17 protein-coding genes and 1 tRNA gene are annotated in these 23,972 nt (G+C 67.7%); 11 read left to right on the top strand and 7 right to left on the bottom strand.

All coding sequences use genetic code 11. The features are described 5' to 3' along the window. The first annotated feature begins 45 nt into the window (after positions 1-45). Positions 46-1,248, top strand: a complete 1,203-nt coding sequence (locus ACFWUP_RS21070) for a M20 family metallopeptidase (protein ID WP_379236745.1) — start codon at positions 46-48, stop codon at positions 1,246-1,248. Positions 1,249-1,376: 128 nt separating this feature from the next. Beyond that, on the top strand, positions 1,377-2,549 hold the full coding sequence (locus ACFWUP_RS21065; protein ID WP_379236775.1) for a M20 family metallopeptidase: 1,173 nt from the start codon (positions 1,377-1,379) through the stop codon (positions 2,547-2,549). A 217-nt stretch (positions 2,550-2,766) separates the two neighbouring features. On the opposite strand, the gene ACFWUP_RS21060 is transcribed toward ACFWUP_RS21065, so the two are convergent. Continuing rightward, positions 2,767-3,228: a gamma-glutamylcyclotransferase gene (locus ACFWUP_RS21060; protein WP_379236743.1), complete on the bottom strand. Its 462-nt coding sequence runs from the start codon at positions 3,226-3,228 to the stop codon at positions 2,767-2,769. Between the two features lie 223 nt (positions 3,229-3,451). Here ACFWUP_RS21060 and ACFWUP_RS21055 point away from each other — a divergent pair, with 223 nt between their 5' ends. From ACFWUP_RS21055 to ACFWUP_RS21035, 5 genes are all read left to right on the top strand, one after another. After that, entirely contained in the window at positions 3,452-4,852 is a 1,401-nt protein-coding gene (locus ACFWUP_RS21055) for an NAD(P)H-quinone dehydrogenase (RefSeq protein ID WP_379236742.1), read from the top strand. Positions 4,853-5,140: 288 nt separating this feature from the next. Beyond that, positions 5,141-6,139, top strand: a complete 999-nt coding sequence (locus ACFWUP_RS21050; protein WP_379236740.1) for a hypothetical protein — start codon at positions 5,141-5,143, stop codon at positions 6,137-6,139. A 424-nt stretch (positions 6,140-6,563) separates the two neighbouring features. Beyond that, a complete protein-coding gene (locus ACFWUP_RS21045) occupies positions 6,564-7,727 on the top strand; it encodes a hypothetical protein (RefSeq protein ID WP_379236738.1) in 1,164 nt (387 codons plus the stop codon). Positions 7,728-7,818: 91 nt separating this feature from the next. Continuing rightward, complete coding sequence (locus tag ACFWUP_RS21040) at positions 7,819-8,997, top strand: PLP-dependent aminotransferase family protein (protein ID WP_379236736.1); 1,179 nt, start codon at positions 7,819-7,821, stop codon at positions 8,995-8,997. Positions 8,998-9,038: 41 nt separating this feature from the next. After that, complete coding sequence (locus ACFWUP_RS21035; RefSeq protein WP_379236735.1) at positions 9,039-9,509, top strand: hypothetical protein; 471 nt, start codon at positions 9,039-9,041, stop codon at positions 9,507-9,509. 433 nt (positions 9,510-9,942) lie between these two features. Here the strand turns inward: ACFWUP_RS21035 and glpK are convergent, their stop codons facing one another. Further along, the gene (gene glpK / locus ACFWUP_RS21030; RefSeq protein WP_379236733.1) at positions 9,943-11,439 is read right to left on the bottom strand and encodes a glycerol kinase GlpK; all 1,497 of its coding nucleotides are present in this window, start codon (positions 11,437-11,439) and stop codon (positions 9,943-9,945) included. 203 nt (positions 11,440-11,642) lie between these two features. On the opposite strand from glpK, the gene glpD reads away from it, so the two are divergent. Next, a complete protein-coding gene (glpD, locus tag ACFWUP_RS21025) occupies positions 11,643-13,433 on the top strand; it encodes a glycerol-3-phosphate dehydrogenase (RefSeq protein ID WP_379236731.1) in 1,791 nt (596 codons plus the stop codon). 3 nt (positions 13,434-13,436) lie between these two features. On the opposite strand, the gene ACFWUP_RS21020 is transcribed toward glpD, so the two are convergent. From ACFWUP_RS21020 to ACFWUP_RS21010, 3 genes are all read right to left on the bottom strand, one after another. Further along, complete coding sequence (locus ACFWUP_RS21020) at positions 13,437-13,817, bottom strand: VOC family protein (protein WP_379236729.1); 381 nt, start codon at positions 13,815-13,817, stop codon at positions 13,437-13,439. Between the two features lie 117 nt (positions 13,818-13,934). Beyond that, positions 13,935-14,708, bottom strand: coding sequence for an Fpg/Nei family DNA glycosylase (locus ACFWUP_RS21015; protein WP_379236727.1), 774 nt, complete (start codon positions 14,706-14,708; stop codon positions 13,935-13,937). 4 nt (positions 14,709-14,712) lie between these two features. Then, positions 14,713-19,638, bottom strand: coding sequence for a DEAD/DEAH box helicase (locus ACFWUP_RS21010; RefSeq protein ID WP_379236725.1), 4,926 nt, complete (start codon positions 19,636-19,638; stop codon positions 14,713-14,715). Between the two features lie 10 nt (positions 19,639-19,648). Between ACFWUP_RS21010 and ACFWUP_RS21005 the strand changes: the two genes are divergently transcribed. Continuing rightward, positions 19,649-20,308 (top strand): histidine phosphatase family protein, encoded by a 660-nt coding sequence (locus ACFWUP_RS21005; RefSeq protein WP_379236723.1) that lies wholly within the window; start codon positions 19,649-19,651, stop codon positions 20,306-20,308. Positions 20,309-20,349: 41 nt separating this feature from the next. On the opposite strand, the gene ACFWUP_RS21000 is transcribed toward ACFWUP_RS21005, so the two are convergent. Together ACFWUP_RS21000 and ACFWUP_RS20995 are read right to left on the bottom strand one after the other, a co-directional pair. Continuing rightward, positions 20,350-20,423: transfer RNA gene (locus ACFWUP_RS21000), tRNA-Met, on the bottom strand. Between the two features lie 52 nt (positions 20,424-20,475). Then, positions 20,476-21,993, bottom strand: coding sequence for an aldehyde dehydrogenase family protein (locus ACFWUP_RS20995; protein ID WP_379236721.1), 1,518 nt, complete (start codon positions 21,991-21,993; stop codon positions 20,476-20,478). 118 nt (positions 21,994-22,111) lie between these two features. Between ACFWUP_RS20995 and ACFWUP_RS20990 the strand changes: the two genes are divergently transcribed. Both ACFWUP_RS20990 and lat read left to right on the top strand, forming a co-directional pair. Next, entirely contained in the window at positions 22,112-22,564 is a 453-nt protein-coding gene (locus ACFWUP_RS20990; RefSeq protein ID WP_056818059.1) for an Lrp/AsnC family transcriptional regulator, read from the top strand. A 66-nt stretch (positions 22,565-22,630) separates the two neighbouring features. Continuing rightward, positions 22,631-23,971 (top strand): L-lysine 6-transaminase, encoded by a 1,341-nt coding sequence (gene lat, locus ACFWUP_RS20985; protein WP_379236719.1) that lies wholly within the window; start codon positions 22,631-22,633, stop codon positions 23,969-23,971. The last annotated feature ends 1 nt before the right edge of the window (position 23,972 follow it).

Below are 23,972 nucleotides of genomic sequence, written 5' to 3'. Positions count from 1 at the left end.
CTCGCCGGTGCGCCGCTGTCGGGCTCTGATGCAAGACTGGGGGGTATGGCACCCTCGCGCACCGGCGAACTCACAGCCACCGCCTCCGACGCCGCGATCGTGGCGGCCACCGGCGAGCTGATCGGGCTCTCGCACGTGATCCACGCCGAGCCCGAACTGGCCTTCGCCGAAACCCGTAGCGTCGCCAAGGTGCTCGCGCCGCTGGTCGAGCGCGGATTCGCCGTCACCACGGGCGTCGCCGGGCTCTCGACGGCCTTTCGCGCGGTCTACGGCAGCGGCCCGCTGACCGTGGGCATCTGCGCCGAATACGACGCGCTCCCCGAGATCGGGCACGCCTGCGGCCACAACATCATCGCCGCCTCCGCAGTCGGCGCCGCGATCGGTCTTGCCGCGGTGGCCGACACCCTCGGCCTGACCGTCGTCGTGCTCGGCACGCCGGCGGAGGAGAGCGGCGGCGGCAAGGTGCTGATGCTGGAAGCGGGCGCCTTCGACGACATCGCGATGGCGATGATGGTCCATCCCGGTCCCGCCGATATCGTCGGCGCGCGTTCCCTCGCACTGGCCGATCTGGCCATCACCTTCCACGGCCGCGAAGCGCATGCCAGCGCCGCGCCCGAACTCGGCCGCAACGCAGGCGACGCGGTAACCGTGACCCAGGTAGCTGTCGGCTTGCTACGTCAGCATTTGCGCCCCGGCCAACAGCTGCACGGTATAGTGTCCGACGGTGGTGTAGCCCCCAATATCGTGCCCGGACGCGCGGAGTTGCTGTACTACCTCCGCGCTGCCGATTCCGGCTCACTCGACGACCTGATGCGCCGAGCGAAAGCCTGTTTCGAAGCGGGCGCCCTGGCGACCGGCTGCACCCACGACATACGGACGCTCGCGCCCACCTATACCGAGCTCACCCCCGATCCGGTTCTTTCCGCTGCCTACCGCGCGCAGATCACCGGGCTGGGACGGGTGCCGATCGCGCCCGAGCTCGAGGTGCTGCGGCCGCTCGGGAGCACCGACATGGGCAACGTCACCAACGTGATCCCCGGTATCCACCCGGTGATCGGCATCGATGCCGGTGGCGCGGCGACGCACCAGCCCGCGTTCGCCGCGGCCGCCGTGAACGCCTCGGCGGACCGCGCGGTGCTCGACGGGGCACTGGCGTTGGCACGTACCGCTGTCGCCGTAGCAGGCGATGAAGTACACAGGGACAGGTTGTTGCAACGGCTGATCGACCGACAGGAGGATATTCGGTGACCATTTCCGGCCATCCGGGCACCGCACGCGCAGGCTCCGAGGCGCTATCGATGAGTGTGGGTACGCACTCGATCGCGCGGGAGAACGCGGCGTGTCCGACGATGCCGGACACCGAACCAACTCTGATGATGTCGGGAACCGAGATCGTTGACGCTTGGCTGGCCGAGCACACCGGTGACCTGGTGCAGTGGCGCAGGCACATCCACGCCAACCCCGAACTGTCGCGCGCGGAGTTCGCCACCACCGAGTTCGTCTCCGGCTGGCTGACGAAGGCCGGGCTGAGCTGGGAGGTACTGCCGGGCGGCACCGGGATCCTCTGCGATTTCGGGCCGACCGACCGTCCGCGCATCGCCTTGCGCGCCGACATGGACGCGCTGCCGATGCAGGAATTCACCGGGCTGACCTTCGCCTCGACCGTGCCGGGGGTGTCGCACGCCTGCGGTCACGACGCGCACACCACGGTGCTGCTCGGCGCCGGGCTCGCGCTCGCCGAAGCGCAGGACAGGTTACCGGTGGGCGTGCGTTTGGTGTTCCAGCCCGCCGAGGAAGTGATGCCAGGCGGTGCGCTCGATGTGGTCGCGGCCGGGGGGATGACCGGAGTGGACCGGATCTTCGCGCTGCACTGCGATCCGCGCCTGGAAGTCGGCAAGGTCGGGGTGCGGACCGGGGCCATCACGTCGGCCGCGGACACTGTCGAGTTGGTGCTCGATTCGCCCGGTGGGCACACCTCGCGCCCGCATCTGACCAGTGATCTGGTCTACGCGATCGGGACCGTGATCACGGGGCTGCCCGGTTTGTTGAGTCGTCGGGTCGACCCGCGCACGAGCACGGTGATGGTCTGGGGTGCGGTGAGCGCGGGCAAGGCGCCCAACGCGATTCCGCAGACAGGCATGCTCACCGGCACCGTTCGCACCGGCGATCACGCCACCTGGCTGCTGCTGGAACCGCTGGTCCGCGAGATCATCGACGGATTGCTCGCGCCGACGGGCGTGCGGTATCAGCTCAACTACAAACGTGGCGTGCCGCCGGTCGTCAACGATCCGACCTCGGCATTGATGTTCGAGAACGCGATCCTGGCGATGGGTGAGGACGCACTGGCCGACACCCCGCAGTCGGGCGGCGGCGAGGACTTCTCCTGGTATCTGGAAGAAGTGCCCGGCGCGATGGCACGGCTCGGCGTCTGGTCGGGGGTCGGGGAGCAGCTGGACCTGCATCAGCCGACTTTTGATATCGACGAGCGCGCGTTGGCGGTTGGGGTGCGTACGTTGACGAACATCGTGCTGCAGAGCTCCGGGGTTTGAGTAGTCCCAGGCAGGTTTGACGCTGTGTTTATTGGAGCGCTGGCGCGCTCGAGCGCGGCCCCCTTGGGGCCGCGAGTTAGCCGCCGTTGCTCGCGCTTCGCGCATGCGCAACGGCGGCTAACTCGCGGCCGGGCCGCTACGCCGCTGCGCGGCGGACCCTCCTCGAGGTCGGGTCGTACGTGGCCGGGAATGCGGTCACGGCGGAACAGAGGTTCGGCTATGCGCCTGGGCCTACGTTCTTGCTGTTGCGGGTGCGTAGGGCGTGGACGTAGTCCTCTGGGGCGCCTGCTTTTTCGGCCGCGTCGGCGATGACGCCGATGTAGCGGGCCGAGGGGAGACCGCCTTCGTAGGCGTCCAGGACATACAGCCAGGCCAGGCGGGACTCGCCCTGGGTGCCGGTGACCCGGAGCCGGATCTTCTTGTGGATGCCGAAGTCGGACCCCTCCCAGCGGTCGAGGCTGTCCTCGTCTTCGGGGGAGACGTCGTAGAGCACGACGAACACCCGCGAGCCGGGATCCTCGACGACGGTCGCTAGGGGCCCTTCCCAGCCGATGTCGTCACCGGCGAAGGTCAGGCGCCAACCCTCCAGCCACCCGGTCCCGGACATGGGCGAATGCGGGCAGCGTTCCAGCATCTGCGTCGAGTCCATGTTGGACCCGTAGGCGGCATAGATCGGCACCATGGAACTGTAGCCAATAACCCCGGCGGTTTTCCTGTCTCCCACCCAGATCGGCTGTCCGTCACACTCGACGGCATCAGATGACGTGGCACAGAACACGCGCACTGTTGTTCACCGATCCGACCCGGCAACGTCACGGCCCACCTGAAATGATGGGTCGACAAGCACGGACGGGCCCTCACAAGGGGCACCTTCGATCAGGCGAGCACAAGGAGCGTGACTGGTGGCACGGATTGCGATCATCGGCGGTGGACCGGCCGGATACGAGGCGGCACTGGTAGCCGCCCAGCACGGGGCCACGGTGACCCTGGTCGACGCCGACGGCATCGGCGGCGCCTGTGTGCTGTGGGATTGCGTGCCGTCGAAAACGTTCATCGCCTCGACGGGCCTGCGCACCGATCTGCGCCGCGCCCGCGACCTCGGCATCAATATCGATGCCGATCAGGCGAAGGTGCATCTGCCCGAGGTGAACGCGCGCGTCAAGGCGCTCGCGTTGGTGCAGTCCTCCGATATCCGTGCCAAGCTGCAGGCCGCGGGCGTGCAGATCATTCCGGGCTATGGCGAATTGGTCGGGCCCGCACCGGGTTTGGCGCATCGCGTGCGCGCGAACCTGGTCGACGGCAGCTCCGAGGAGTTCGAAGCCGAGGTGGTGCTGATCGCGACCGGCGCGAGCCCGCGCGTGCTCCCCGGCGCCGAGCCCGACGGTGAGCGCATCCTGAACTGGCGTCAGCTCTACGACCTCGAGGAACTGCCCGAGACGCTGGTCGTGGTCGGATCCGGTGTCACCGGTGCCGAATTCGTGTCCGCGTACACCGAGATGGGCGTCCAGGTGAAGCTGGTGTCGAGCCGCGACCGTGTGCTGCCCGGCGAGGACGCCGACGCGGCCCTCGTGCTCGAGGAAGCCTTGGCCGAACGCGGCGTCGAGCTGGTCAAACACGCCCGCGCCGACGCCGTGGAGCGCACCGCCGACGGCATCGTGGTGAAGCTGTCCGACGGCCGCACCGTCACCGGTTCGCATGCGCTGATGACCGTCGGTTCCACCCCGAACACCAAGAACCTCGGCCTGGACCGGGTCGGTATCGAACTCGATCGCGGCGGATACCTTCGCGTGGACCGGGTTTCGCGCACCTCGGTGCCCGGCATCTACGCCGCGGGCGACTGCACCGGCCTGTTGCCGCTGGCGTCGGTGGCCGCCATGCAGGGCCGGATCGCGATGTACCACGCGCTCGGCGAGGGCGTGAGCCCGATTCGGCTGAAGACGGTTGCCTCTGCGGTGTTCACCCGCCCGGAGATCGCGACGGTCGGTGTCAGCCAGACCTCCATCGACGAGGGCGAGGTCCCCGCGCGCACAGTCATGTTGCCGCTCAACACCAATCCGCGCGCGAAGATGTCGGGGCTGCGGCGCGGTTTCGTCAAGATCTTCTGTCGACCGGCGACCGGCGTGGTGATCGGCGGCGTGGTGGTCGCGCCGATCGCCTCGGAATTGATCCTGCCGATCGCGTTGGCGGTGCAGAACAATCTGACCGTCACCGACCTCGCGCAGACGTTCTCGGTGTATCCCTCGCTCACCGGATCGCTCACCGAAGCCGGGCGTTTGCTGATGCGCCACGACGACCTGGACTGAGCCTCGACACGCCAATTGTGAAACGAATCACAGGGCTCGCGGGTTTCGAATTGTGTTGGTCGACAACGCCGCTCGTCGATTCCCGGCGTCCGCCACGCCCGGTGTTTGCGCAGGCGGGGCCAAGGGAACGCGAAACCTACTGCTGCGTTGCCTGTCCCGCGCTCATGTGGTTGACTCACCGCCGAGGCGTGATCGAATGCGATCACGTGGTGGAGCAGTGGGGGATTCCCTCCGGGAAAGGGATTACGAAAAGTGAAGCATCGTAAGCCGAGTCGGGCGCAGCGAGCGATGGCAAGCACGTCGTTGCCGTTGGCTGCCGCGGCAGCAGTGGCAACTCTCCTCGCGGCTCCGGCCGGCGCGGTCCCCAGCGACCAGCCGACCACACCCGCCACTCCGGCTCCTGCGCAGCCGGGCCAGCCTTCGGGTGAAGCACAGGCTCCGGAAACCCCGGAGAGCGTCAAGCCGGGCGAGACCAAGCCGACGCCTGCCCAGCCGGGTGTCACCAGCCCCGCGCCGGGTCAGCCGGAACAGGCCACCCCCGCCAAGCCGACGCCGAGCCAGCCCGGTGTCACCAAGCCGCGTACCGCGCCGCTGCCGGTGCCGGGACAGGCCCAGCCCGCGGTCCAGCCGGAGCGTGAAGGCGCCACGTCGGACCAGCCGGGCACCACCAAGCCCGAGACGGGCGCCACGCCGAGCCAGCCGGGCACCACGCCGACCCAGCCGGGTCAGCAGACGCAGCCTTCCGTGCCGTCCGATCAGGGCACCGGCACCGATACCGAGGTCGAGTCCCCGGACACCCTCATCCAGGAGCCGAAGGAACCGGCCTGGCAGGCACCTCGCCTGGAGAACGCGCCCGCCGCGCCCGTCGTCGAGATGGAAGGCCCGCACCAGGAAGTCGGCGCCACCATCGACGGTGCCGGCATCCTGGCCAACACCCACCACTACAACAACGCGTCGGGCTACGTCGGCACCGTCGGCTACCGGACGCCGGGTGGCGGTTTCGGTGACGCCGGTGTGTCGGTCGAGTACATCGGCGCGAACGAGGTCAAGGTCACCACCTTCAACGGTGGCGACGGCCGTGCCGACAACACCACGGTGACCGTGCTCGACACCACGCAGGCCAACCTGGCCAAGGCCGCGGTGGAGAACTGGATCAAGGCCCAGCCGGGCGGCACCGCCGCGCTCGATGCGGCCGCGAAGGCTACACTGCCCGTGCCGGGGGAGCTGCTTCAGACGGTGAACGTCATGGGTGTGAACACCCAGTGGGGTGGCTCGCTCCAGTACTGACACGCAGTACGTCGTGTGGGGCGGTCGCCTTCGACCGCCCCACACGTGTGTCCTGGGGAAAGGATTGGACTTGGGCACCGAGGGCGACGACAACGAACGTGGCGAGTCACGACCCGCCGCGGGATTCGGTCCTCCCGTAAGCGATTTCGGGCCGCCGATCGACGACGCCGGTTTCGGTGGGCCCGTTCCCGCCACGCCGCCACCCCCGCCGTCCGGGGTTCCCGAGCGGGGTTGGAAGCCGGCCGGTCCGCCTGCTCCCGCGCCGGGGCCTTTCGGTCCTGCTTCCACTGCGCCGGGTCCGTTCGGTCCCGCCTCCGCTGCGCCTGCACCGGGTCCGTCAGCCGGTGCGCCGAGTCCGTTCGGTGGGCCCGTCGCCGGTCAGCCGCCCGTTGCTCCGCCACCTGGCGCTCCGTTCGGTGGATCGGTGCAGCCCGGTCCGGCGACCCATGGTTCGGGCCCGAGTGCCGGTCAAACGCCGCCTCGGCTGCCCGACGGGCGTCGTTCCGCACCCACGTCCGTCTTCGGCGACGCCGTAGCGACACCGCCGCCCGCCGCCCCGTTCGGTGGTCCCCCACCGGGTGGTCCGTCGGCCGCCGACCCGACGGTGCGTTTCAGCGCCGAGCAGCCTCCCGGCGCGCGTGGCGCCGCCCCGTTCGGTGGTCCCACGCCGGGTGGTCCGCCCGCTGCCGACCCGACCGTGCGTTTCAGCGGCGAGTCGCCGCGTAGCGAGGGTTCGGTCTTCGGCGATTCCGTGCCGGTCACGTCGGGTCGCGAGCTCACCGAGGTGATCCGTCGGGGTCGTCCCGGTTCGAAAGACTCTGTGCCGCAGGCGAAGTCACCTGATATCAAGCCCGCACCGGATATCGAACGCCCGCCCGAGGGCTCCCGCACCCCGCTGCGCCCCGAGCCGCCGAGGTCTGTGGGCGAGAAGTGGTGGGACGCCTCCGACGACGACGAGATTCCGAAGCCGCCTGCCGAGCCCGGCCTGTCCTGGGCCGACGACCCGATCGCCCGCCGCCTCGCGCCGAAGAATCCGGTCACCCCCGCGCCGGTGGAGAAGGAAACCGACAACACGCGCCTGCGCTGGATCATCGGCGGGGTGGCCGCGGCGGTGCTGCTCGTGGTGGCGCTGGTCCTGACGATCGGTCTGGTCAAGCGTGGTGGTGGTGCCGACCCCGGTGTCACCGCCGCGCCCGTCCCCTCCGTCTCGTCGGGCACCGAATGTCAGTCTGTCGCAGAACAATCCGTCACCGTCGGCAACGGTCCCGGTGACACCACCACCGGCGCCAGGGCCATCCTCGGTTTCCAGTACGCCTTCTATACCGACCGATCCGGTGCGAAGGTGCGCGAATACGTCGCGCCCGACGCCGAGAACATCTCCCCGGCCGAGACGATCCAGCAGGCGATCGACGGCCAGATCCCCGCAGGCACCACGCACTGCGTGAAGATGCGCGAAACCACCGTGGGCCGCTACGACGTGGAACTGCGCGAAATGCATCCCGACGGCTCGGCGGTGGTCTACAAGCAGGAAATCATCACCACCAACACCGACGGAAAGTGGCAGGTCAAGTCGATCACCGCTCGGTAGCATCTCACTGTATGAGACCATAATTTCACATTCTGGCGGACGCTGTGCAATCGTAGGATGATTGCTTCCCTTGGCGTCCCCGGAGGTTCCCATGTCGCTGACCACTCCCGCACTGGCGGGCAAGCTCGCAGGTCTACAGAGCTCAGCGATCAGGGACCTGCTCAAACTCACCGCCCGCCCCGACATCATCAGCCTCGCAGGCGGCCTCCCCGACGTCACCCTGATGCCGCGCGACCGCATCGCCCGAGCCGCCGAAACCGCCCTGCGCGACCCGGCCGTCCTGCAGTACACGGAGTCATCCGGCTGGCCCGCCCTGCGCGAGGTGATCGCCGCCCGCGAATCCGCCAAAATCGGCCGCCCCGTGCCGGTCGCGGAGGTCTTCATCACTCACGGCTCCCAACAAGCACTGTCGCTACTGGCCGAAGTCCTCCTCGACCCTGGCGCCCTCGTCATCGTCGAAGACCCCGCGTATGTCGGTGCCCTACAAGTCTTCCGAGCTGCAGGCGCCCGAATCATCGCCGTCCCCTTGGATTCCAACGGCATGCGCCTCGACATCCTCGAAGACCTCCTAGCCGCAGGCGAACGCCCCGCAGTCGTCCACACCGTCTCGAATTTCCACAACCCAGGCGGCGTCACCCTTGCACCGGAGCGCCGTGAACGCCTCGCGAAACTAGCTGAGGCCCACGGCTTCTGGATCATCGAAGACGACCCCTACGGCGAACTCTGGTTCGACCAGCCCTCGCCCGCGCCGGTGGCCTCGCACTCACCCCAGGTGATCCGACTCTCCAGCGTCTCCAAAATTCTGTCCCCCTCCCTCCGCGTCGGCTGGCTGATCGCCCCCGAAACAGTCTGCCGCGCAGTCGAACTCCTCAAACAGGGCGCGGACCTCTGCGGCTCAGCCCTCACCCAGCAGATCACCACCGACCTCCTGTCGGACGCTGATTGGCTCGCAGCCCACATCAATACGATCCGAACCACCTACGGCACCCGAGCCCGAGCCCTCGTCGCCGCCGTCCACACCACTTTCGGCGACCGAATCCACTGCACGGCCCCCACCGGCGGCATGTTCATCTGGGCCGATTTCACCGATAACACCAACACCACCACCCTCCTCCCCAAAGCCCTGGAATCCGGCGTCGCCTACGTCCCCGGCGCCGCCTTCGCCGTCTCCAGCACCTCCGACAACGCCCTCCGTCTCTGCTTCACCACCTCCGACGAACCCACCCTCACCGAAGCAATCACCCGCTTGGCGAAAGCATCGCAGACCTGAACGGCGGCGGATATCTGCCATTATCCTGCTAGAATCGTGGCATGGTGATGTTTCAGGTCAGTGATCTGGCGGGCGCGCGGCGCCGTGAGTTCCTCGACGAAGCCAAGCGCTCGTCGGCCTCGCTGCGCGATACCGATGGTTCCGTCCTGATCATGCTCGCGGCGCAGCGCATCGCTGCCCTGCACGAAGCGGTTGCCGTCACCACGCAGCTGTTCACGGCTGAGGCTGTGCTGGCGAGGACCTCCGCACCCACGCCGGTCGAGCTCGGCGGGCTCGCATGGCTCGCGGAATTCGACGCCGACGACCGAGCAGAAGCGTTGGCCGAGATCCGGAATGCCGTTGTCCTGACGGTAGCGTCGGAAGACCCGGCGCCCCTGCGGGAAGCATTGCACGCGTGGGTCACAACAGCGGCGGTCATGCGCGATTCGGCCCGTCGCGCGGTGCACATCGGTTCGGTAGAGGATTCAGAGTTCGTCGAGGTGGATGCGCCCCGTTCGAGCAACGATGGCTGACCCCGAGCCCGGTGCCTACGGCCCTATGTTTCGGCGCGCTCGCCCGGCGACCGTCCCGACGCCAAACCTGTCTACCGAGTTCTGGTGCATCGCCAATATCTCGACGTGTGGAACGGGCTCGCCGACCGAGTCGGCATCACCTCCGCCAGGCAGTTCTGGGACCACGTTTCGGCGACACCGGGCAGACCGCCTGCGGTCGGATCATCGACCGTTCTGCGGGGCAAGCACCACGGCCCGAAGTGGGCGGGGGTATTCGCGCACCGTCCACTACGAGATCAGTGGCGCGGGACGAATCGACTACCAGTACTGCAATGACACGACAGAAGGCGGCAACGGCGACGCCCACCCGGTGGTCAAGATCTTGACGATCGATCTCGGAAGTCACTGAACCCCAGTTGCTTCAACAGCGGATTTCGGGATTTCCGCGGGTTCTTCAGACCCAGTTGTAGGTGCGTTCTACGGCCTTGTTCCAGTCGGCATAGCGGTGGTTGCGTTCTTCTTCGGACATCTCGGGGGTCCAGGTTTGGTCGGCTATCCAATTGGCTCGGAGGTCTTCCAGGTCGGACCAGTAGCCGACTGCTAGGCCTGCGGCGTAGGCGGCGCCGAGGGCGGTGGTTTCGCGGACTACCGGGCGGACTACGGGGACGTCGAGGATGTCGGCTTGGAATTGCATGAGGAGGTTGTTGCCGGTCATGCCGCCGTCGACTTTGAGGGTGGTTAGTTCGAGGTCGAGGTGTTGGGCGGCGGCGTCGGCTCGCATGGCGTCTACTACTTCGCGGGTTTGGAAGGCGGTGGATTCCAGTGCGGCTCTTGCCAAGTGGGCTTTGGTGACGAAGCGGGTGAGGCCGGCGATGACGCCGCGGGCGTCGGGGCGCCAGCGGGGGGCGAACAGGCCGGAGAAGGCGGGGACGAAGTGGGCGCCGCCGTTGTCTTCGACCGAGCGGGCCAGGGGTTCTACTTCCTCGGCGGAGGAGATGATGCCGAGGTTGTCGCGTAGCCATTGGACCAGGGAGCCCGTGACGGCGATGGAGCCTTCGAGGGCGTACACCGCTGGGGTGTCGCCGAGTTGGTAGCAGGCGGTGGTGAGGAGGCCGTGTTTGCTGAACACGGGCGCGGTGCCGGTGTTGAGAAGCATGAAATTGCCTGTGCCGTAAGTGTTCTTGGCTTCGCCGGGGGACAGGCACGCTTGGCCGAAGGTGGCGGCTTGCTGATCGCCGAGAATTCCGGCGACCGGGATGCCTTCGAAGGGGCCGGAGGTGATGTCGGCGTAGACCTCCGACGAGCTGCGGATCTGTGGCAGCAGCGACATCGGGATGTCGAAATCGGCGCAGATCTGTGAATCCCATTGCAGAGTACGGAGATCCATCAGCATGGTGCGGGAGGCGTTGGTGACGTCGGTGAGGTGCTTGCCGGTCAGCTTCCACAGCACCCAGCTGTCCATGGTGCCGAAACACAGGTCACCGGCGTCGGCACGTTCGCGGACGCCGTCGACATTGTCGAGGATCCAGCGCAGCTTCGGACCGGCGAAATAGGTCGACAGCGGCAGGCCGGTGCGGTCCGCATAGCGTTGCGGCCCTTGGTCTCCCGCGAGTTCGGTGCACAGTTGATCGGTGCGGGTGTCCTGCCAGACGATCGCGTTGTACACGGGCTCGCCGGTCGCCCGATCCCACACCACGGTGGTCTCGCGCTGATTGGTGATGCCGACCGCGGCCAGATCCCCGGCCGAACACCGGCTGGTGCCCAGCGCCGCACCGAGCACCGCCTCGGTATTGCGCCACACCTCCGCCGGATCGTGCTCCACCCAGCCGGGCTTCGGGAAGATCTGGCGATGCTCCCGCTGCGCGGTCCCGACGATCCGACCCTGCCGATCGAAGATGATGCACCGACTCGAGGTCGTCCCCTGATCGATGGCAGCCACATAGCGACGCATTGATGCAGGTTACCGAAACTGGAGCCGGCGTCCGCAACCTTTGGCGTCGGCGACGAATTTCGCGCACACGCCTCGCCGGACACGTCCCGAGCGCCGATCGGCCGCTAGGTTTAGCGTGTACGCAGCGGCGCCCGGAACGCGGCGTTTGCCCCCAACTGTCGACTGGGACCGGCCGGAATCGGTCGGCGGCGAGGAGTCGAAGAATGTCGCAGACACCGGAGTTTCCGTTCCTGCATCCGGGTGAGTTGGTCGCGGGCGGGAAGCGGGACCGGCTCGGGCCGGGTGACCTGGGGCCCGAACATCGGCGGACCGCCTGGGAGCGGCTGGGTAAGGATCAGTTCGACGTGCTGGTCGTCGGCGGTGGCGTCGTCGGTGCGGGCATCGCGCTCGATGCCGCGACGCGCGGGCTGTCGGTCGCGCTGGTCGAGGCCCGCGATCTCGCGTCGGGCACGTCGAGCCGGTCGTCGAAGATGTTCCACGGCGGCCTGCGCTACCTCGAGCAGCTCGAGTTCGGCCTGGTCAGGGAAGCGCTGAAGGAACGCGAGCTGGCGTTGTCGACGCTCGCGCCGCATCTGGTGAAACCACTGCGCTTCCTCTACCCGCTGACCCATCGCGTGTGGGAGCGGCCCTACGTCGCCGCGGGTCTCACCCTGTACGACACCATGGGTGGCGCGAAATCCGTTCCGGGACAGCATCATCTGACCCGTCACGGCGCACTACGTCTGGCTCCCGGCCTGCGCCGCGATTCGATGATCGGCGGCGTCACCTACTACGACACCGTCGTCGACGACGCCCGCCACACCATGACGGTCGCCCGCACCGCCGCCCACTACGGCGCCGTGATCCGCACCTCCACCCAGGTCGTCGGATTCCTGCGCGAAGCCGACCGGGTCGTCGGGGTGAAACTGCGCGACACCGAGGACGGGCGCACCGGCGAGGCGCGCGCGAGCGTGGTGATCAATGCGACGGGTGTGTGGACCGACGAGGTGCAGAGCCTGTCGCGTCAACGCGGCCGATTCCATGTGCGAGCGTCCAAGGGCGTGCACATCGTGGTGCCGCGCGACCGCATCGTCAGCGATGCCGCGATCATCCTGCGCACCTCCACCTCGGTGCTGTTCATCATCCCGTGGGGCGCGCACTGGATCGTCGGTACCACCGACACCGACTGGAATCTCGACCTCGCCCACCCCGCGGCGACCAAGGCCGATATCGACTACCTGCTCGACCGGGTCAACGAGGTACTGGTCACCCCGCTCACCCACGCCGACATCGACGGCGTCTATGCGGGCCTGCGTCCACTGCTGGCGGGGGAGAACGACGAGACCTCGAAGCTCTCGCGCGAACACGCCGTGGCCAGGGTCGCGCCCGGATTGGTGAGTATCGCGGGCGGCAAGTACACCACCTACCGGGTGATGGCGGCGGACGCGATGGACGAAGCGGCACAAGACATCCCGGCCCGAGTCTCGCCGTCGATCACCGAGAAGGTGGCGCTGCTCGGCGCTGACGGCTACTTCGCGTTGGTGAATCAGACCGTGCAGCTCGCCGAGCACTACGGCATCCACCCGTACCGGATGACCCACCTGCTCGACCGCTACGGATCCCTCGTCGACGAGGTGCTCGCCATGGCAGCGGGCAAACCCGAACTGCTGCAACCCATTACCGACGCCCCCGCCTACCTGCAGGTCGAAGCGGTCTACGCGGCCGCCGCCGAGGGCGCGCTGCACCTCGACGACATCCTGGCCCGGCGCACCCGCATCTCGATCGAATACGCCGATCGCGGCGCGAACAGTGCCGAGCAGGTCGCGCACCTCGTCGCACCCGTACTCGGTTGGGACACAGACGATATCGACCGCGAGGTGTCCACGTATCAGGCGCGGGTGCGGTCCGAGATCGAATCGCAGACCCAACCCGACGACAAATCCGCCGACGCGCTGCGTGCTGCGGCGCCCGAGCCGCGGCCGCAACTGCTGGAGCCGGTGCCGCAGGACCGCTGAGGCTCAGACCGGGTCGATGCGCGCCTTCAACAGGCAGAACTCGTTGCCCTCGGGATCGGCGAGGACGTGCCAGTTCTCCTCGCCGGTCTGGCCGATGTCGGCCGGGCGCGCCCCGATTTTCAGCAGGCGCTCTAGCTCGGCATCCTGATCACGGTCGGTGGCGTTGACGTCGATGTGCAGGCGGGATTTCCCGTGTTCTGGCTCTTCCCTGCTGCTGAGAATGATCGTCGGCTGCGGGCCGCCGAATCCTTCGCGCGGGCCGATCTCGATGGTGCCGTCGTCCTCTCGATCGAGGACGACGAAGTCGAGTACCTCGCACCAGAACGTGGCAAGGACCTCGGGGTCGCGGCAACCGAGTACCAACTCGCTGATCCGACACGCCATCACGAAACCTGCTTTCTACCTGGGGATATGTCAGGACACCGCCGGACCGGGTAGGTCCTTAGCGGTGAAAACAATTTCGCGATCGTATCGGAGGGCGTAGCGCCTCGCATGTCGAATTCAGGGTGGCGGTTGGCAGCGCGGGCAGAAGTAGATGCCGCGTTCGCGCTGGGTGATGCGGTCGGCGGGGTCGTCCTCGCCCAGGAGTTGGGAGGCGATGGTGGCACCGCAGCGGGGGCAGGGCCGGCGGGTTCGGCCGTAAACCATGGGACGCCACGGAGGTTGGTGCGCGGCTTTGCCGAGGACACGGTGAGCTTCGTCGACGAGCGCAGGGAGATCGGGAATCTCGCCGACGGGAGTGGTGGGGTGGACGCGGCGGAGGAAGCAGATCTCGCTGCGGTAGATATTGCCGATGCCTGCCAGATTGCGCTGGTCGAGGAGGGCGAGACCGATGGCACGGCGGGGGTATTCGGTGAGTCTGCGCAGGGCCTCGGGCGGGTCCCAGTTGGGTCCGAGGAGGTCAGGACCGAGGTGGTCGATGACGGTGTGTTCGTCGGCGCGCGGCAGTACTTGCACCTTGCCGAGCGAGAAACCGACGGCCTCGACCTCGTCGTTGCCGAGCACCAGTCGTGCGGTGACGCGCGGTTTGGTCCAGCGCTGGCCGCAGTGGAACACCCGCCACTCGCCTTCCATTTTCAGGTGGGTGTGGATGCTCACGCGGTCGGTGCGGATGAACAGGTGTTTGCCGTAGCTGGCGACCTCCTCGACGAGATCGCCGACCAGATCGACCGTGGCATAGCGCGGTACCCGGAAGTCACTGCGGGTCAGGGTCTTACCGGCCAATGCCGTGCGGAGGCGTTCGGCGGTGCGGAAGACGGTGTCGCCCTCGGGCATTCGCCTACACCTGCCTGCGCAGTCGCAGACCGCTCGGCGTCATCGAGAAACCGGCTTCGGTGAGGATTTCGGCGAAAAGGTTGCCGTGCACGGTATCTCCATTGATCTTGTCGATCACCAAACTGTCGACCCTGCGGTCGCGCACCAGACCGGCCAGCGCGATCGCCGCCGCCCGGCGCAGACCGATGTCCTCGGTGAAGCTGAGCAGGGTTTTGCCGCCGCGCTCCGAATAGAGCACGAGTTCGCCGCCGACCAGCACCACCAGGGCGCCCGCTTTGCGACCTGGTCGATGACCGCCTTCGGCGTCGCCCTTCGGCCAGGGCAGTGCGGCACCGTAGGGGTTGGCCGGGTCGCATGCCGCCAGGGCCAGCGCGACGCCCGCTCTGGGGTTGTCGCGGTCGGTGTCGAACGAGCGCAGACGGTCAACGGTGTCGGTGGTGGAGAACTGCGCACCGCCGAGCGTGTCGACGAAATAGCCACGGCGGCAGCGGCCGCGATCCTCGAACTCGGTGAGCACCCGGTACATCAGCTGGAAACCGCCGGAGATCCCTTCGTTCTGCACCGAACCGCGAGTGAGCACACCGTAGCGTTCGATGAGTTGATCGGCGGTGGCGTGGGCGCGAACGGTGTTGTCCTGCACGCGTTCGGGCAGGATCGACCAGCGGCCGGCCAGGGTCGGTGGGCCCGACCGGGTCGGCATCGAGGGGCGCGGGAGGTAGGCACGTCCTCGGGGAGCGCGGCGTGGGGTGCGGTGCGCGGTGGTGGATTTGGCGGTGCCGGAGAGCAGGGCGCGCACCGGGGCGAAGGTGTCGCCGGAGACGTATCCGGCCCAGACCAACTGCCACAGGGCGTCCCCGGCGGCCTTGTCGTCGAGTAGACCGGCGGCATCGGAGAGCTGGCGGAAGAAGTAGGCGCCGCCGCCGCTCAACGTGGCAGGCAATCGCGTGGTGCCAGCGAGATCGGCGGCCGCAACGTGTTCGGAATCAGTGGGCGCGGCGTCGAGGTCGATGACCTTGTCGGTGGCCGCCTTTCCGCGGGCAGCCTTCGGTCGCGCACCGGGTGCGTCGGAGACAATCGGCACGGGTCCGGGCTCCAGCGTCGCGCCGAGGGCAACGAGCAGGCTGAGCTGGATGTCGGTGGCGTCGATCTCGTCGGCGGGCGGCAGGGTGAACGGAGCCTGTTCGGCCAGGTGCAGGGCGATCCAGCCGTCGCGGGCGGTGATGGCGCCGTGGCCCGACCACACCACCTCGCCGGTCGCCATCAGCTCGTCCAGCATGGCGGGGGAGTAGTCGCGGACTCGCATGGGCAGGATCAGCGACTCCCATGCCGATGCCGGAATCGGCACGCCCGCAAGCTGTTCCACCACCGTTGCCACGCCGTCGACGCCGCGCAGCTCGCCGGATCCGACGTGTTGCCAGGACGGCAGGAACCGAGCGAATGCGGCAGTGGACACCGGCTCGACTTCGTGCCGGGCGGCCGCAAGCGAACGTCGGCGCAAGCGGCGAAGGACCTGGGCGTCGCACCACTCACCACCGGCGGCATCCGGCGTGAATTCACCCTCCACCACGCGTTTTTCGGCGAGCAGGCGGTGCAGCGAGGTCGCGGCAACAGCTGTGCCCAGGCCGAAGCGTTCGGCGACCGCGGCGGTGGTGAACGGTGCGTGGGTGCGCGCATACCGCCCGACGAGATCACCGAGCGGATCGGGCACCGGTTCGATGAACGCCGCGGGCACCCCGATCGGCAGGGGCACCCCGAGCGCGTCCCGCAGCCGAGCAGCGTCCTCCACCGCCACCCACCAGGTCCGCCCCGCGAACGAAACCTCCAGCGCACGCCGCGAATCGCGCAGTTCCGCGAACCACGCTGGCGCATCGGAATCGGCGAGCAGATCGTCGCCGAAATCGAGTCCGGTGTCCTCGGTGGGTACCCCACCACCGAATGCCTCAGCTCCGTCCCGAGCGGCGAGTTCGCCGGATTCCGAGGCGCGCTCGTGGGTTCGGTATTCGTCGGGAGCGCGGCTTTCCATGGCCGCCGCGTGATGAGCGGCGGATGGTGTGCCGAGGCGAGGCACGCAGCGGGCTGCGGCTTCGGTGGGGGTGAGGGGGCCGAGGAGGCGTAGGAGGTCCGCCAGGCCTTCCGCGTCGCGGGCGTGGCGTTCGGGGGTGAGGCGTTGGAGTTCTTGTTCGGTGAGGGTGATGACGGCGGGGTCGAGGAGTTCGCGCAGTTCTACGCGGCCGAGGAGTTCGGCGAGCAGACTGGAGTCCAGCGCCAGTGCGGCGGCGCGGCGTTCGGCCAGTGGGCTGTCGCCGTCGTAGAGGAACTGGCCGATGTAGGAGAACAGCAGGGCGCCTGCGAAGGGCGACGGGCTCGCGGTTTCGACTTCGACGAGGCGGATCTCGCGGCGGGCGACCTTGGTGAGCAGGTCGCGCAGGGCGGGCAGGTCGTAGACGTCGCGCAGGCATTCGCGGACTGTTTCCAGCAGGATCGGGAACTGCGGGAATTTGCGTGCCACGTCCAGCAATTGGGCCGAGCGCTGCCGTTGCTGCCACAGCGGTGCGCGCTTGCCGGGGTCGCGGCGGGGCAGCAGCAGTGCCCTGGCGGCGCATTCGCGGAAGCGGGAGGCGAAAAGGGCTGAGCCGCCGACCTGTTCGGTGACGATGTCGTCGATCTCGTCGGGCTCGAAGGCGAACAGTTCGGCACCGGGTGGTTGGTCGGTGGTGTCGGGCAGGCGCACCACGATGCCGTCGTCGGAGGCGGTCGGTGCGGCGTCGATGCCGAACTGTTCCTGCAGTCGCGCACCGACCGCCAGCGCCCACGGCGCGTGCACCGGGGTGCCGTAGGGGGAGTGCAGCACGAGTCGCCAGTCGCCGAGTTCATCCCGGAATCGCTCCACGACCAGCGTGCGATCGGTCGGCAATTGTCCGGTGGCGCTGCGTTGTTCCTCGAGCAGACTCACCAGATTCGCCGTCGCGTTCTGGTCGAGCCCAGCCGTTCGCACCAGTTGCTCCAGCCGTGCGGCGGACTTGCCCTGTTCGCCGGAGAGGGGCTCGGCCCCCATGTTCGCCACGATCCGGCTCAACTCATCCGCAGGCACCTGACCTGCGGTCCGCACGAATTCACCCAGCGCAGCGCCCAATTCGGCCGGGCGGCCCAACCCGTCACCATGCCAGAACGGCAAACGACCCGGCATTCCGAACGCGGGCGACACGAGCACTCGATCGAAGGTGATCTCCTCGATCCGCCAACTGGTCGCACCCAGCGCGAACACATCACCCACGCGGGATTCGTAGACCATCTCCTCATCGAGTTCGCCCACCCGAGAAGCTTTTTCGCCCACCATGAACACCGCGAACATGCCACGATCGGGTATCGCGCCACCGGAGGTCACTGCAAGACGCTGTGCACCGGGGCGGCCGGTGATGGTGCCCGCGTCGCGGTCCCACACCACGCGCGGACGCAGTTCGGCGAACTCGTCGGAGGGATAGCGCCCGGCCAGCAGGTCGAGTACCGATTCGTAGGCCGAGCGGGGCAGGTTCGCGTAGCTGCCGGTGGAGCGGACGATATCGAACCAGGCGTCCACGTCGATCGGTTCGAGTGCGCAGGCGGCGACGGTCTGCTGGGCGAGGATGTCGAGTGGGTGCGCGGGGATCTGGAGTTTTTCGATCTCACCCGCGAGCATGCGCTGGGCGGCGACGGTGCAGTGGATGACGTCGGTGCGATGCTTGGGGAACAGCACGCCGCGCGAGATCTCACCGACCTGATGCCCGGCGCGCCCGACTCGCTGCAACCCACTGGCCACCGATGGTGGCGCCTCCACCTGGACCACCAGGTCCACCGCACCCATGTCGATGCCGAGTTCGAGGCTGCTGGTGGCCACCACACACCGCAGGCGACCGGTCTTGAGGTCGTCCTCGATGATGGCCCGCTGTTCCTTGCTGACCGATCCGTGATGGGCGCGGGCAAGGAGGTGTTCGGCCCCGTGGATCACCTCGGTGGACGGCCCGAGTTGGGCGGGTGGTTTGTGCTCGGTCTCCACCGGTTCGCCGAGGCGGGCGGCGTAGGTCTCGTTGAGTCGCGCGGTCAGCCGTTCGGACAGCCGCCGTGAGTTGGCGAACACGATCGAGGATCGGTGCTCGAGGACCAGGTCGACGATGGCCTCGTCGACGTGCGGCCAGATCGACCCCGGCTGATCGGAGTCGCCGCCGGGATCGGTCATATCGGCCACGGGCACCCGCACCGACAGGTCGAAGGTCTTCGGCGCGGGCGGGCGCACGATGGTGATCGGTGCGTTCCCGACCAGGAACCGCCCGACCTCCTCGGGTGGCCGCACCGTCGCCGAGAGCCCGATCCGCTGCGCGGGCTTGTCGGTGAGCTGATCCAGTCGTGCCAGCGACAACGCCAGATGCGCGCCACGCTTGGACCCGGCGATGGCGTGCACTTCGTCGACGATCACCGTGTTGACCTGGGCCAGCGTCTCGCGAGCGGCCGAGGTCAAGAGCAGGAACAGAGACTCGGGCGTGGTGATGAGAATGTCGGGCGGTGTGCGCAACATGGCCCGGCGCTGCGCGGGCGGGGTGTCGCCGGAGCGCACGCCGACCGAGATGTCCGGCGGGTCGAGCCCCAACCGTTTCGCCGTCTGCGTCACTCCCACCAGCGGCGCCCGCAGGTTGCGCTCCACGTCCACAGCCAGGGCTTTCAACGGCGACACGTACAGCACGGAAGTGCCGCGGACCTTCTCCGAGGAGGGCTCCCGCTGCGCCAGCTGGTCGATGGCCCACAGGAACGCCGACAAGGTCTTACCGGACCCCGTCGGCGCGATGACGAGGGTGTTCTCCCCGGCGGCGATCGCGTCCCACGCGCCGAGCTGGGCCGACGTCGCGCCGGGGAAGGCGCCGTCGAACCACTGGGCTGTCGCGGGGGAGAACCGATCCATAGCACCAAGTGTGCACCGACCCACCGACAACTTCGCCGACCGCACGCACCCCGACCTGCATCGATCGGCCGCTGACCGGGCCGGGGTGCGGCGTGGGTCGCACTCCTGGCTACCCTCGACTCTCGTGCAAACGGTGCTGAGAGTCGACCTTGTCGGCCATGGCCTTACCGAGGCGGTACGTAAGGCGCGTTTTCCTGTCGATGAACCCCTTGACGAGTCGGGGCGGGCCGCGGTGCGGGCCTGTGTGCCCCTAGATGACGCGCTGGTGCGCACGGGCCCGGAGCGGCGGGCTCGGGAGACGGCGGAGGAACTGGGCCTCGCCGGCGAACAGGACGTGCGATTACGGGATCTGGACGCGGGGTCGTGGCGGGGCGTGGAGATGGGCAAGCTCGCCCAGGACCAGTTGTTCGCTTGGCTGACCGATCCCGAATTCCGTGCGCACGGTGGGGAATCGGTGACCGATCTGGTCGATCGGGTGCGGTTCTGGTTGGCCGAGATCGCGTCGTCGGGACGTGACACCGTGGCGGTGACGCATCCGGCCGTGGTGCGGGCGGCGCTGCTGGTGGTGCTCGACGCACCCGCGAAGTCGTTCTGGCGCATGGATGTTCCGCCCGCGAGCGTCACGCGACTGCACTATCGGGGGAACTGGACGCTACGGCTCGGACAATAGAAGAAGGCCCCGGAATCGAAATTCCGGGGCCTTCTCCGTAGTAGCGGGAGCAGGATTTGAACCTACGACCTCTGGGTTATGAGCCCAGCGAGCTACCGAGCTGCTCCATCCCGCGTTGCAAAGACAACTTTACACGGGGTGGGCCCAAAGACGAAATCGCCCCCTGATCAGCCGAAATGGATGCCCTGAGCGAGGGGGAGCTCGGTGGAGTAGTTGACGGTGTTGGTGGCCCGGCGCATGTAGGCCTTCCAGGAATCCGAGCCCGACTCACGGCCGCCGCCGGTGTGCTTCTCCCCGCCGAACGCGCCGCCGATCTCCGCGCCCGAGGTGCCGATATTGACATTGGCGATGCCGCAGTCCGACCCGGCGAGGAACTGTTCGGCCTCCCGTTGGTCGAGGGTGAAGATCGACGACGAAAGCCCCTGCGTAACACCGTTGTTGAGTGCGATGGCCTCGTCGAGTTCGTCGTAGGTCAGCACGTACAGGATCGGCGCGAAGGTCTCCTCGCGCACGAGTTCGGTCTGGGCCGGCATCCGGACGAGGGCGGGTCGCACGTAGTAGGCGTCGGGGCCGAGGATCTCGACTCGCTCACCGCCGCAGATGATGTCGCCACCCTCGGCTACCGCACCGACCAGTGCCTCCTGCATCGCGGTGAAGGCGCGTTCGTTGATCAGCGGCCCGACCAGCACCCCGTCGTCGAGCGGATTGCCCACGGGCAGTTGGCTGTACGCGGCGGCGAGTCGTTCCACCAGCTGGTCGGCGATCGAACGATGCACGATCAACCGCCGCAGACTCGTACACCGCTGGCCCGCAGTTCCCGCCGCTGAGAAGACGATGCCGCGCACCGCCAGTTCCAGATCCGCACTCGGAGCGACGATCGCGGCGTTGTTTCCGCCCAGCTCGAGCAGGCACCGCCCGAACCTCCCCGCAACACGCGGGGCGACAGTGGCGCCCATCCGCACAGACCCGGTCGCGCTCACCAAAGCGACCCGGGGGTCGTCTACCAAAGCCGAGCCGACAGCCGCATCACCTTGAATCAGTTGGTGCACTTCGGGATCCGCACCCACATCAACCGCAGCGCGCCGCAGCAACGTGTGACACGCCAACGCCGTCAACGGCGTGGTCTCCGACGGCTTCCACACCACGGTGTCACCGCATACCAACGCGATCGCCGTGTTCCAAGCCCACACCGCCACAGGGAAATTGAACGCCGAGATCACCCCGACCACACCGAGCGGATGCCACGTCTCCATGAGTCGATGGCCGGGACGCTCGGAAGGCATTGTGGCGCCGTAGAGTTGGCGCGACAGCCCGATCGCGAACTCGCAGACGTCGATCATCTCCTGCACTTCACCCAGCGCCTCGGGCCCGATCTTGCCCGCCTCCAGGGTCACCAGCTCGGCCAGCTCGTCCTGATGGGTCACCAGCAACTGGGCAAGCCTGCGCACCAACGCCGCCCGCACCGGCGCGGGCAAGGTGCGCCACGCCTCGAAGGCCGTCGCGGCGCGGCCGATCGCGGCGTCGACGTCGGCAGGGGAGTCGGTAGTCAGCGGCAACAGCACACCCCCGGAAATCGGCGTGCGCGCGAGCAGTGGGCCGGGCTCGGGCACCTCGGCACCGAGGGTGTGCAGCAGCGCCCTGGCGCGCAGGGAAAGCTGCTCGGAGAAGTTCACGGTCTGCGTCATCGGTACTCTGCTCACCTTCTGCTGTTTGGTACGAATCACGGAAAAGTTCGGGAGAATTCAGAGGGGAACGGAAAGAAGTTTTCCCCGCGCGAGACCCGCGCTGAGTTAGCCTTCGCTGATGGCGGATACACCGGCTCGACCCCAGCTCGACGACATCGATCGACTACTGATCAAAGAACTGATGGCCGACGGTCGCGCCACACTGTCGAACCTGGCCGAGAAGGCCAGCCTGTCGGTCTCCGCGGTGCAATCGCGGGTGCGCAGGCTCGAAGCGCGCGGCGTGATCCGCGGATACGCGGCGCAGGTGGACCCCGAAGCGCTCGGGCACTTGTTGTCGGCGTTCGTCGCGATCACTCCTCTCGACCCGTCCCAGCCCGATGACGCGCCAGCATTGTTGCAGCACATCCCCGGCATCGAGGGCTGCCACTCGGTGGCGGGCGAGGAGAGCTACGTGCTGCTGGTGCGGGTGGCCTCGCCCCGGCATCTGGAACATCTGTTGCAGGAGATCAGAGCCACGGCCAACGTGCACACCCGCAGCACGATCATCCTGCAGACATTCTATGACAGGTAGCGATCCTTCGTAATTTGATTCGCGAATCCGTAGAACTTCCGTAAATATTTGCGTATCGTCGATTTCGTGACCATCGAACTGGAGCGCCCCGGCGCGGCGGTCATCCCCGCCAACCGGGTCAACGAAATCCTGTCCTCGCACATCCTCGCGGACGGCTTCGACCTTGTGCTCGACCTGCGCAAGTCGCACGGCCGCACGCTCGTCGACGAACGCGACGGCACCAGCTATCTCGACATGTTCGGCTTCTTCGCCTCCAACGCGCTCGGGATGAACCATCCCGCGCTGGCAGGCGACGAGGATTTTCTCGCCGAACTGGCCACCGCCGCCGTGAACAAGCCGAGCAACTCCGACATCTACACCGTCGAGATGGCCCGCTTCGTCGACACCTTCGCCCGCGTGCTCGGCGACCCCCACCTACCGCACCTGTTCTTCGTCGACGGTGGTGCGCTCGCGGTGGAGAACGCGCTGAAAGTCGCCTTCGACTGGAAGAGTCGGCACAACGAATCACACGGCCGCGCACCGGAACTCGGCACCAAGGTGCTGCACCTGACCGGCGCCTTCCACGGCCGCAGCGGCTATACGATGTCGCTCACCAACACCGACCCGGTCAAGACCGCGCGCTTCCCGAAATTCGACTGGCCGCGCATCGACACCCCCCACACCTTCGCCGGGCCCGATATCGCCGCACTCGAAGCGCGCGCGCTGGCACAGGCTGAACAGGCCTTCGCCGACAACCCGCACGACATCGCCTGCTTCATCGCCGAGCCCATCCAGGGTGAAGGCGGCGACCGCCACCTGCGACCGGAATTTCTCCTGGCCGTGCAGCGGCTGTGTCACGCCAACGACGCGCTGTTCATCCTCGACGAGGTGCAGACCGGCGTCGGCCTGACCGGAACCACCTGGGCCTTCCAGCAATTGGGCGTGCAGCCCGACGTGATCGCCTTCGGCAAGAAGACCCAGGTCTGCGGGATCATGGCGGGCGGGCGCGTCGACGAGGTGCCCGACAATGTGTTCAACGTCAGCTCACGGCTCAACTCCACCTGGGGCGGCAACCTCACCGACATGGTCCGAACCCGGCGCATTCTCGAAGTGCTGGAACAAGATCGGCTGATCGAAGGGGTCGCACCGCTCGGCGCGTTCCTGCTCGACCGGCTCGGCAAGCTCGCCGCGGCACATCCGGATCAGGTGAGTGAGGCGCGGGGGCGCGGCCTGATGTGCGCGATCACCCTGGCCACCCCGGAACTGCGCGACCGTGTGGTGACGGAACTGCGCGAACGGGAGCATGTACTGCTGCTCGGCACGGGCGAACGCAGCATCCGGTTCCGTCCGGCGTTGACGGTCACCGAGGATGAGTTGAGTCGGGCCGTCGACGCTCTCGACGCGGTGCTCACGCGAGTATCGGTGTAGC

The sequence above is a fragment of the Nocardia sp. NPDC058658 genome, assembly GCF_042716665.1.
Taxonomy (GTDB): Bacteria; Actinomycetota; Actinomycetes; order Mycobacteriales; family Mycobacteriaceae; genus Nocardia.
Note: the sequence above shows the minus strand (reverse complement) of the source record. Positions and strands in the feature narration are given on the sequence as shown.

Coding starts and splice junctions, on each gene's coding strand:
- ACFWUP_RS20995 (WP_379236721.1), bottom strand. CDS start 21,993: ATGACGCAGACCGTGAACTTCTCCGAGCAGCTTTCCCTGCGCGCCAGG.
- ACFWUP_RS21040 (WP_379236736.1), top strand. CDS start 7,819: ATGTCGCTGACCACTCCCGCACTGGCGGGCAAGCTCGCAGGTCTACAG.
- ACFWUP_RS21010 (WP_379236725.1), bottom strand. CDS start 19,638: ATGGATCGGTTCTCCCCCGCGACAGCCCAGTGGTTCGACGGCGCCTTC.
- ACFWUP_RS21050 (WP_379236740.1), top strand. CDS start 5,141: ATGGCAAGCACGTCGTTGCCGTTGGCTGCCGCGGCAGCAGTGGCAACT.
- ACFWUP_RS21035 (WP_379236735.1), top strand. CDS start 9,039: ATGGTGATGTTTCAGGTCAGTGATCTGGCGGGCGCGCGGCGCCGTGAG.
- ACFWUP_RS21070 (WP_379236745.1), top strand. CDS start 46: ATGGCACCCTCGCGCACCGGCGAACTCACAGCCACCGCCTCCGACGCC.
- ACFWUP_RS20990 (WP_056818059.1), top strand. CDS start 22,112: ATGGCGGATACACCGGCTCGACCCCAGCTCGACGACATCGATCGACTA.
- ACFWUP_RS21015 (WP_379236727.1), bottom strand. CDS start 14,708: ATGCCCGAGGGCGACACCGTCTTCCGCACCGCCGAACGCCTCCGCACG.
- glpD (WP_379236731.1), top strand. CDS start 11,643: ATGTCGCAGACACCGGAGTTTCCGTTCCTGCATCCGGGTGAGTTGGTC.
- ACFWUP_RS21020 (WP_379236729.1), bottom strand. CDS start 13,817: ATGGCGTGTCGGATCAGCGAGTTGGTACTCGGTTGCCGCGACCCCGAG.
- glpK (WP_379236733.1), bottom strand. CDS start 11,439: ATGCGTCGCTATGTGGCTGCCATCGATCAGGGGACGACCTCGAGTCGG.
- ACFWUP_RS21065 (WP_379236775.1), top strand. CDS start 1,377: ATGTCGGGAACCGAGATCGTTGACGCTTGGCTGGCCGAGCACACCGGT.